Origin of the sequence: Corallococcus llansteffanensis, assembly GCF_003612055.1 — a bacterium.
GTDB lineage: Bacteria > Myxococcota > Myxococcia > Myxococcales > Myxococcaceae > Corallococcus > Corallococcus llansteffanensis.
Genome location: NZ_RAWB01000994.1, coordinates 1 through 1,586 on the forward strand (window position 1 = coordinate 1; position 1,586 = coordinate 1,586).

A 1,586-nucleotide genomic window follows, 5' to 3' on the forward strand; every position below is an offset into this window, starting at 1 on the left:
CCTGGAAGAAGCCCTCCAGCGCTTCGCGGGTGTCCGCGCGAGCCTGGGGCATCTCCGGGGCGAAGGAGAGGAAGGAATGCATGGTCACGGAATCCACAGGTAGCTCCAGGTCTCGGTGAGGGTCTCGGAACCGCGTTTCAGGAAGCAGCGAAGCTCGATGGGGCCTTCCCCGTCAGGCAGCAGCTCGAAGGCCGCGCGGTAGCCGCCGGTGATGGCGTGGGCCTCCGCGCGCGGATGCAGCACCTGACCCCGGGAAGCCGTGACGACCGCTTCCACCGGGCCCGTGCCCTCCCCGTTTCCGGGGGTGAAATCGAGGACGAAGCGACGCGCCCCCACCCGGGTGCCCGCCGCGACACGCGTCGCCGCGACGACGGCCCCCCCGGCCTTCACGCCCTCGGGCGCGAAGCCCCAGGACAGCCGGTAGGAGAACCCAAGGTGTGCACCCGCCGGCACCGGTGCATCCGGCACCCAGAAGGCCACGATGTTGTCGTGGATCTCCTCGCGGGTGGGGATCTCCACCAGCCGCACGGAGCCCTGCCCCCAGTCCCCCACCGGCTCCACCCAGGCTCCGGGGCGGCGCTCGTAGCGCGCCTCCAGGTCCTCGTAGCTGGTGAACGCCTGGTCGCGCTGCAGCAGGCCGAAGCCCGCGAGCCCGTCCGTGTGGAAGCTGCTCACCTGGAGCTGCCGGGGGTTCTTCAGCGGGCGCCACAGCTTCTCGCCGTTCTTCATCCAGACGGAGAGGCCGTCGGAGTCGTGCACCTCCGGACGGAAGTCGTCGAAGTCGCCCGGGTCGTTCTCCCCGAAGAGGTACATGCTGGTGAGCGGCGCCAGGCCCAGCTGCCGCACCTGCTTGCGCGCGAACACCGTCGCCTGCACCTCCATCACCGTCTGGACACCCGGGCGGATGGCGAAGCGGTACGCGCCCGTGGCGCTGGCGCTGTCGAGCAGCGCGTGCACCACCACCGTGTCCGCGCCCGCCGCCGGCGTCTCCAGCCAGAACTCGCGGAACGTGGGGAACTCCTCGCCCCCCGGCAGCGCCGTGTCGATGGCGAGCCCCCGCGCGGACAGCCCATAGAGGTTGCCCTTGCCCAGCGCGCGGAAGTAGCTGGCCCCCAGGAAGGCGACGAGCTCGTCGTAGTAGCCCTTCGTGTTCAGCGGCGCGTTGATGCGGAAGCCCGCGAAGCCGTTCACCTTGCCCTTGGGCGGCGTGCCCACCAGGGCTCCGTAGGTGAACTGGTCCGTGGAGAACGGCAGCGCTCGCGCCTTGCCGCCCTCCACCACGTTCACCCCCACCGGGCGTGTGTAATAGAAGCCCGGGTGGAAGAACTGCGCCCGGAACGGCAGCCCCGCGGCACGCCACAGCGAGCTCTCATCGCGGAAGCGGATGTCCCGGTACTGATCGTAGGTGAGCGTCTCGAAGGACGGCGGCACCCCGACGGGCGGCTCCTGGTACGGCTTCGCGGCCAGCGCACGGGCCTTCTCCAGCACCGTGTCGGCGGAGAAACCCGACCCCGCCCCCCGCGCAGCCGGGGCCGTCCCCGACTTCGGCTGGGCACACGCCAGCGCCGCCACGCACAGCCCCACAC

At 71.1% G+C, this 1,586-nt stretch carries 1 protein-coding gene; it reads right to left on the reverse strand.

Annotated features, from left to right (window positions below; genetic code table 11):
• Positions 1-84: 84 nt before the first annotated feature.
• Positions 85-1,584, reverse strand: coding sequence for an OpgD/OpgG family glucan biosynthesis protein (locus D7V93_RS42790; protein WP_244237845.1), 1,500 nt, complete (start codon positions 1,582-1,584; stop codon positions 85-87).
• Positions 1,585-1,586: the final 2 nt, after the last annotated feature.